The following is a 7,616-nucleotide window of genomic DNA, read 5'->3' as shown; positions in this document are numbered from 1 at the left end:
GGGTGGGCGTGGGGGCTGACGACGTTCGTGCTGGTGCCGCCGCTGGCACTCTTCACGCTGTACTTCGCGGAGCGCTGGGACGGCATCCGTCACGACCTGGAGATGTTCTTCACGTTGGGCAACCGGCAGCGGCTGCGGACGCGGCTGCTGGCGGAAGGCGAGCGGCTGGCGGGCGAGGTGGAGCGCCTGGCGGAGGCGTACCGGCCTCAGCTCCAGGGGCCCGGCCCCTCGCCCGTCGCGAAGTAGGCGGGTGGGGCGGCGGACCGGAAGCGCCGCCGATGCCGTCGAAAGTCCCGCCCTCCTGGTGGCCCCGGGCCGGTCGTTAGGTTCCTGCCTGGAATCAACGACGCATGACTTCTCCGGACGCCGCGCTGCCTCCGCTCACGCGCCCCGCCTGCTTCAGGGCACGGCGTGCGGGGGCGCGTCGGTGGGTGCGCGGGCACGCGGCTCCCGGAGGGGTCATCCTCAACGCAGGGGAACACGACCATGGCTTACGACGTCGTCATCGTGGGAGGCGGCCCCGCGGGGCTCAACGCCGCGCTGAACCTGGGCCGCGCGCGCAGGGCGGTGCTGCTGTGTGACGCGGGCACGCCGCGCAACGTGGCCGCGAAGCACATGCACGGCTTCGCTTCGCGCGACGGCATCCCGCCCCCGGAGTTCCGGCGCATCAGCCGCGAGCAGCTCCATCGCTACAAGAACGTGGAGGTGCGGGACACGCGCGTGGGTTCAGTGGAGCCGCGCGAAGGAGGCTTCCGCGTGGCGCTGGGGGACGGCACCACGGTGGAGGCCCGCCGCATCCTGGTGGCGGTGGGCATGGTGGACGTCATGTTGGACATCCCCGGGTACAAGGAGCTGTGGGGCACGAGCATCTACCAGTGCCCGTTCTGTCACGGCTGGGAGGTGCAGGACGAACCCTTCGGCGTGCTGGCCACGGAGCCGGCGTATCTGGACTACGCCGTCATGGTCCAGGGCTGGTCCCGCGACCTCACGGTCTTCACCCACGGCAGCTTCGAGCTGCCGCCCGAACAGCGCGAGCGGCTCCACCATCTGGGCATGCGTCTGGAGGAGCGGAAGATCCGCGCGCTCCACGGGAAGGATGGGCACCTGGAGGAGGTCGAACTGGAGGATGGAACGCGCGTGGCCCGGCGGGTGATGTTCTCCGCGCCGCCGCAGCGGCAACCAGAGCTCGTCACCCGGCTGGGGCTCGCGTTGGATGAGCAGGGCTTCGTGAAGGTGAACGGGATGGGAGAGACGTCCGTGCCGGGCATCTCCGCGGCGGGTGACACGACGACGCGCATGCAGGCGGCCGTCATGGCGGCCAGCGCGGGTGCCGTCGCCGGGGCGGTGCTGAGCCACGGGCTCGCCATGGAGGACGCGGACCGGCGCTACACGGCCGCGACGGGGAAGCCTCCTCCGGCGAAGCAGAAGCCGCACTGACGCGCGGGTGCTGCTTGCGCCGCGCGGTTACGCCGCGCTGATGGAGGCGCCGTTGCCCGGTGCTCCGGCGGCGCGGTGCTGCTTGCGCCACGCGGCGGGCGTGAGTCCTTCCGCGCGCCGGAACAGGCGGATGAAGTGCGTGGGGTCCGCGTAGCCCACGCGCTCCGCGATGATGTCGACGCGCTCGTCGGAGGACAGCAGCCTTCGCCGTGCCTCCGCGAGCCGGCCGGAGATGATCCACTCCACCACGCTGTGGCCCGTGGCCTGCTTGACCGCGGTCGTCACGTGCGCGGGCGAGCGGCCCACCGCGGCAGCCACCTCGCGCAGCGAGAGGCGCTCCAGGCAGTGCCTTTCAATGAACGTGAGCGCCTCGCCCACCCATGACGTATGCGTGTCCGCACCGGTCCACGCACGCGAGCGGGCCACCTCCGCGAGCACCAGCGAGAACAGGCTGCGCACCACCTGCTCCCCCATGGCGCTGGCCGGAGCGCGCGTCTCCTCGTGGATCTCCGACAGCAGTCGCACCAGATGCTCCTGCCGGCCGGAGGGAATCGGCACGACGGCGGAGGCGCCCTGGCGCACGCGCTCGAACGGCTCCAGCATCGGCCCCACCTCCGTCCGCGCGAAGGCGGACGGATGGAATCCCAGGCCGACGAACTCCGCTCGATGGGCCTCCACCGTCCGGTGCTTCTCTCCGGCGGGGATGAGGAGCACATCCCCGGACGTCAGCCTCAGGTGGGTGCGCTGCTCGATGGTGGCCTGGCCCCCCGTGTAGAAGGCGAGGGTGGCGTGCGCATGGCTGGCTGGATGCGAGCGGCAGCCCTGGAGGGTCCCCTTCCCGACGAACAGGGGGCCCGGACCCCAGTGTTGAGCATGTTCGGCAGCCACGAAACGCCTCCGCTTCCTTCCCCGGCGAGCAGCGAACCTCCTCGCACAACCGACCCGGGCTCGGATGCATTCCGGGCCCGGCGGTTGCGCGTCAGGTGCGCGCCTGGGGCACGGCCTCCCGGAACAGCTTCGCGCCCACGAGCAGCGCCATGCCGCCCAGCAGCACCGGCACCGCGTTGATGGCGATGGCGGTGTGGAGGCTGGCCATGTCGGCGATCTGCCCGATGAGCGTGGGGGAGATGGCATCCCCCAGCATGTGGATGCACAGCACGTTCAGGCCCATGGCGAACGCGCGGAACGCGGGCGGCACGCAGTTGACGATGGCCGCGTTGATGGGACCGCTGTTGAGGAAGATGAGGAACTGCGCCACGCCAATGGCCGCGAACGTCAGCGTCGTGTCCTGCAGGTTCACCGCCAGGTACATGCACGGCGCCGCGAGCATCAACCCGATGCCGGACAGCCACAGCCCGCCGCCCGCGCGCTTGCGGTCCATCTTGTCGCCCAGCCAGCCGCCCGCCACCGTGCCGGTGAGACCCGCGATCGCGGTGATGGCGCCGAAGACGAGGCCCACGCGGCCGGGGTACTCCAGCCACAGCTGCCGCTCGCGCACCAGGTACGTGGGCATCCAGAACGCGAGCCCGCCAATGGAGAACGTCATCAGCGTGTAGCCCGCCGTCGTCGCCCAGAAGGCCGTGTTGCGGCCCAGGCCACGGAGGCCCTCCATGAAGGGCAGCTTCACCGCCGCGTCCGGCCCGTCCATGGCGCCGCGCTTCGGCTCCGGCATGAAGAAGGCCATGGCGCCCAGCACGAGCCCCGGCACGCCGCCCGCGAAGAACGCCGCGTGCCACGAATACGTCTGCGTCAGCCACCCGCCCAGGCCGTAGCCCATCGCGGAGCCCACCGGGATGGCGATGTAGAAGTACGACAGCATCCGCGTGCGCTGCTCGCGCGGATACAGGTCGGAGATGATGGACGGCGCCACCGCGCCATAGCCCGCCTCGCCAATGCCAATCACCGCGCGCGCCAGCAGCAGCGCCGTGAACGTGGACGCAAGGCCGCTGGCCCCGGTGGCCAGGCTCCACAGGAGCACGCCGCCCGCCACCAGCAACCGGCGCGGCACCCGGTCTCCCAGGAAGCCGCCCAGCGGGGACGCCAGCATGAACACGACGATGAAGACGGTGCCCAGCAGGCCCGACTGCGCGTCGTTGATGCCGAAGTCCTTCTGAATCTCCGGCAGCGCGACCGCGATGATGTACCGGTCGAGGTAGTTGACCAGGTTGATGAGGGTCAGGATGAACAGCGCGTAGCCCGCGCGCACGGACTGCGTGGCGGGCGCGCTGGACGAAGCAGTGGGGGAAGAGGCGTTCATGAGGAGGAGGGGGCGGAACCGAAGCGGTGGGCCAGGAGGCCCCAGCGCAGGCCGCGGTCGCTCACGCGGCAGGCGTCCATGCGCAGGGCCTTCACCGCTTCGCGCAGGATGAGGGCGCCCGCGGGGATGACATCCGCGCGCTTGGGCTGGAGCCCGGGCAGCGCGCGCCGGGCCTCCAGGGGCAGGGCGCACAGCATGTCCGTGAGCGCGTCCAGCTCGCCCCGGGACAGCGTGCCGCCGTGGACCTGCTCCGCGTCGTAGGTCGCCATCTGGTGCTGCACGGCGAACAGCGTCGTCACGGTGCCGGCCACGCCCACCAGCATCGCGTTCGGCGGCGGCGGGGGCAGGGCGGCGAAGGTGTCGCGCAGGTGCGCCTCGATGGCGCCGCGCTCGTCGGCGGACAGCGGGTCGGTGCGCACGAAGCGCTCCGTGAGGCGCACGGCGCCCACGTCGAAGCTGTGGCGGAAGGCCACGCTGCCGGCGTCGTTGCCGTAGATGAACTCCGTGGAGCCACCGCCAATGTCCACGACGAGCAGCGGCCCGGCCGCCTCGCCCGCGAAGTCCGTGGCCACCGCGGCGAAGGACAGCTGGGCCTCCAGCTCTCCGGCGATGATCTCCACCGTCACGCCCGCGCGGGCCTTCGCGGCGGCGATGAAGTCCGCGCCGTTCTTCGCGTCGCGCGCGGCGCTGGTGGCGGAGACCGCGATGGCCTCCGCGCCCAGGGAGCGGGCCTCGTCCGCGAAGGCGACCAGCGTGGCCAGCGTGGCCTCCATGCCGTCCGGGGAGAGCACGCGGTGGGTGTCCACGCCCCGGCCCAGCCGGGTGATTTCGGCGCGCTCCACCACGGCCACGAAGCGCCCGTCCGGCTGGCGATCCGCGACCAGCAGCAGCACGGAGTTGGTCCCGATATCGATGGATGCGAAGCGCGGCATGCGGCGCACACTACTCAACGCAGCAGCGCTTCCAAAGCATCCCCCAGGGCCTCGTAGTCCGCCGGGGTGTTGTAGAGCTGGGCGGACACCCGCAGGTGACGCCGGGGCGCCTTGGGCCAGGCGGTGACCGGGACCTCCACGCGGTGCTCCTCGAACAGGCGCACATGGAGGGGGTCCAGGTAGAGCGGGGGTTCCGGACGCTCGGGGGCGCCCTCCGGCAGGGCCACGCACGCCATGCTGCCGACCATCGCGTCCGGGCACAGCGGCGTGTCCTGCCCCAGCCGGGCGTTCAGGGACCGCCGGGCGGCCAGGGCCTTCTCGCGGTTGGAGGCCATCACCTCCGGCCATCCGCCCGGCACCAGCCCGCCCACGACGCGCAGTGCGGTGGGGATGCACAGGAAGGGCGTCGGGTCATGCGTGCCCATCCAGTCGAACTCCAGCCGGAAGCGCGACCGGTCCGCGCGCGGCGAGTTGTGCCCGTGGCTCACCACCAGCGGCTTCATCCCCGCCTGCATGTCCCGGCGGACGTACAGGAACGCGGCGCCCTTGGGGGCGCACAGCCACTTGTGGCAGTTGCCGGTGTAGTACGCCGCGCCCAGCGCCTGGAGCGCCAGCGGCACCATGCCCGGCCCGTGGGCCCCGTCCACCAGCGTCTCCACGCCGCGCTCGCGCATGCGGCGCACCAGCTCCGCCAGCGGCATCACCAGGGCCGTCTGGCTGGTGATGTGGTCGATGAGGAGCAGCCGCGTGCGCGGCGTCACCAGGGTCATCACCGCGTCCACGACGGCGTCGGGGGAGGGCACCGGCCAGGGCAGCTTCGCCACCACCACCTTCGCGCCCATCGCGGCGCAGGCCACGTCGAGCGCGTTCTTCGACGCGTTGTATTCGTTGTCGGTGGTGAGCAGCTCGTCGCCGGGCTCAAAGCGCAGGTTGCGCAGCACGGTGTTCACGCCCGAGGTGGCGTTGGGCATGAAGGCCAGGTCGTCCGCGTCCGCGCCCACGAAGGCCGCGAGCGCGGCGCGCGCCTCATCCAGCAGCGGCTCCACCTCCCGGCCCAGGAAGCGCACGGGCTCCGCTTCCAGGCGGGCGCGCAGCTCCGACTGGTGCTGGAGCACCGCCGTGGGGCAGGCGCCGAACGAGCCGTGGTTGAGGAAGACGACCTTCGGATCCAGGCCCCAGTGGGCACGGAGGGGAGCGCTCATGGGGGCGCAATGCACCCCGGCGCGTCCCCCCTGTCAACGGACGGTGAGGCCTACTTCGCGGCCGGGGCGATGCCCCAGTCGGGCGTCAGCCAGTTGCCCTTCTCCATGGGGAGCGGGAGCTGGTTGTTGCCCTCGGCGGTCATCACCCACAGGTGCGCGCCGCCGTTGCGGCTGGAGCTGAACATGATGAGCCGGCCGTTGGGGGAGAAGGTGGGCTCCTCGTTGTTGCCCTGGTCCTGCGTCAGGCGCGTCACCTTGCCCGTCTCCACGTTGACCGTGAACAGGTCGAACGCGTTGCGCTCGTCGCGCGCGGTGAAGGCGATGAGGTCCCCTCGCGGCGACCAGTCCGGCGTCTGGTTGTAGTTGCCCTGGAAGGTGAGCCGCTTCACGCCGGAGCCGTCCGCGCCCATCACATAGACTTGAGGACTGCCGCCCCGGTTGGACACGAACGCGATCCGCTTGCCGTCCGGCGACCACGTGGGGCTGGTGTTGAGGCCGTAGGGCGTGTCGGTGATGGCCTTCGCCCCGGAGCCGTCCACGGCGGCCACGTAGATCTGCGCGCTCTCACCCTCCGCCAGCGCGTAGGCGATGCGCTTGCCGTCCGGCGAGAACGCGACGCCCGTGGCCATCTGCCCGTCCGTCACCACGGCCTTCGCCTCGCCGCCAGGGGACTGCACGTAGATGTCCGGCCGGTTCTTCCGGTACGACGTATAGGCCACCTGACCCGAAGGGCTGAGCGTGGGGAGGATGTGCGTGCCGCCCTTGGTGAGCGCCTGCGCGCCCATGCCGTCCCAGTCCGCCACGTACACGTCGCGGTTGGCGCCCGCCTTGCGCACATAGGTGATGCGCGACAGGAAGGGGCTCGCCTCGCGGGTGAAGTGCCGGTAGAGCGCGTCCGCCAGCGCGTGCGCCAGCTGCCGGGGCTCGTTGGCCGGCGCGTCCTTGGCGACCTTCAGGTCTTCGTGGCCCGTGGCCACGTTGAACAGGCGCAGCTCCCCGCGCAGCCTGCCGCCGTCCTGCGCGAGCGACACCTTCACCAGCGACTCCGCGCCCACGTCCGCCCAGCGGCTGAAGTTGATGCTGGCCGCCGTCATGCCTTCCTTCGCGTCGGCGGTGAAGCCCGCGCGGTCCAACACCTGGAAGATGCCGGAGGCGGCCAGGTCGTACGAGAAGGCGGTGTCGAACACGCCGGCCGCCTTCTTGTCACCGCCCTCCTGCAGCGTGGGCGCCGGGGACGCGAGCGGCAGCGGGCGGAAATTCGCGCCGGAGATTTCGATGACGGGCGCCTGCGCCAGCACCAGCGCGGGCACGAGGAGGAGCGACAGCAGGAGGGCTTTCATGGGCTGAACACCAGGACGACGCCGTTCTTCTGGAGCGCGTCGCGAAGGGCATCGGGGGGAGGAGAGAAGGGAGACGCCTTGCGCACGGCGGCGACGACCGCCGAGTCGAACAGTTCGTTGCCACTGGCCTTGGCCAGGCTCACGTCCAGCACCTCGCCGGCGCGGCCCAGCCGCATGGCCACCTGCGCCTTCAGGTACAGGCGCTCCGCGTCGGGGATGGTGTCCGCGACGTTGTAGTGCCGGCGCACCTGGGACTTGAGGAGGCCGTAGTACCGCTCGCCCTCCTGGACCGCCGAGTCACCGTCCGGGTCGCCGTCCTCCGCGCCCTCCAGCTCCTCCGGCTCGCTGGGCTTCGCGGACTTGTCGAACGCGCCGAAGAGCTTCTTGCGCCGGTCCTCCGCGTTCGCCTCGCCCTTCTGGGGCGTGGGGGCCGGGGCGGGCTTCGCGC

7 protein-coding genes and 1 pseudogene are annotated in these 7,616 nt (G+C 71.6%); 2 read left to right on the top strand and 6 right to left on the bottom strand.

Annotation, left to right across the window (positions count from 1 at the left end; all coding sequences use genetic code 11):
- Together D7X74_RS36820 and D7X74_RS36815 are read left to right on the top strand one after the other, a co-directional pair.
- A pseudogene (locus D7X74_RS36820) lies at nt 1-246 on the top strand (acyltransferase); the annotation flags it as partial.
- A gap of 240 nt (nt 247-486) precedes the next feature.
- Nucleotides 487-1,437 carry an NAD(P)/FAD-dependent oxidoreductase gene (locus tag D7X74_RS36815; RefSeq protein WP_120537659.1) on the top strand — a complete coding sequence of 317 codons (951 nt, stop codon included), beginning with the start codon at nt 487-489 and terminating at the stop codon, nt 1,435-1,437.
- A 27-nt stretch (nt 1,438-1,464) separates the two neighbouring features.
- Here D7X74_RS36815 and D7X74_RS36810 read toward each other — a convergent pair whose 3' ends face one another.
- From D7X74_RS36810 to D7X74_RS36785, 6 genes are all read right to left on the bottom strand, one after another.
- Nucleotides 1,465-2,325, bottom strand: coding sequence for a helix-turn-helix domain-containing protein (locus D7X74_RS36810; protein ID WP_120537658.1), 861 nt, complete (start codon nt 2,323-2,325; stop codon nt 1,465-1,467).
- Between the two features lie 91 nt (nt 2,326-2,416).
- Complete coding sequence (locus D7X74_RS36805) at nt 2,417-3,694, bottom strand: MFS transporter (protein WP_120537657.1); 1,278 nt, start codon at nt 3,692-3,694, stop codon at nt 2,417-2,419.
- A complete protein-coding gene (locus D7X74_RS36800) occupies nt 3,691-4,626 on the bottom strand; it encodes a Ppx/GppA phosphatase family protein (protein WP_120537656.1) in 936 nt (311 codons plus the stop codon). The genes D7X74_RS36805 and D7X74_RS36800 overlap by 4 nt, the downstream gene beginning before the upstream one ends.
- Nucleotides 4,627-4,640: 14 nt before the next feature.
- Nucleotides 4,641-5,828 (bottom strand): aminotransferase class V-fold PLP-dependent enzyme, encoded by a 1,188-nt coding sequence (locus D7X74_RS36795; protein WP_120537655.1) that lies wholly within the window; start codon nt 5,826-5,828, stop codon nt 4,641-4,643.
- Between the two features lie 50 nt (nt 5,829-5,878).
- Complete coding sequence (locus D7X74_RS36790) at nt 5,879-7,168, bottom strand: PD40 domain-containing protein (RefSeq protein WP_120537654.1); 1,290 nt, start codon at nt 7,166-7,168, stop codon at nt 5,879-5,881.
- A partial coding sequence (locus D7X74_RS36785; RefSeq protein WP_120537653.1) for an energy transducer TonB occupies nt 7,165-7,616 on the bottom strand: 452 nt, incomplete at its 5' end. The genes D7X74_RS36790 and D7X74_RS36785, both read right to left, overlap by 4 nt.

The sequence above is a fragment of the Corallococcus sp. CA047B genome (assembly GCF_003612065.1).
GTDB lineage: Bacteria > Myxococcota > Myxococcia > Myxococcales > Myxococcaceae > Corallococcus > Corallococcus praedator.
Note: the sequence above shows the minus strand (reverse complement) of the source record. Positions and strands in the feature narration are given on the sequence as shown.

Bases quoted from the DNA above. Each gene is read 5' to 3' on its own strand.
- D7X74_RS36815 (WP_120537659.1), top strand. From the start codon at position 487: ATGGCTTACGACGTCGTCATCGTGGGAGGCGGCCCCGCGGGGCTCAAC.
- D7X74_RS36805 (WP_120537657.1), bottom strand. From the start codon at position 3,694: ATGAACGCCTCTTCCCCCACTGCTTCGTCCAGCGCGCCCGCCACGCAG.
- D7X74_RS36800 (WP_120537656.1), bottom strand. From the start codon at position 4,626: ATGCCGCGCTTCGCATCCATCGATATCGGGACCAACTCCGTGCTGCTG.
- D7X74_RS36795 (WP_120537655.1), bottom strand. From the start codon at position 5,828: ATGAGCGCTCCCCTCCGTGCCCACTGGGGCCTGGATCCGAAGGTCGTC.
- D7X74_RS36790 (WP_120537654.1), bottom strand. From the start codon at position 7,168: ATGAAAGCCCTCCTGCTGTCGCTCCTCCTCGTGCCCGCGCTGGTGCTG.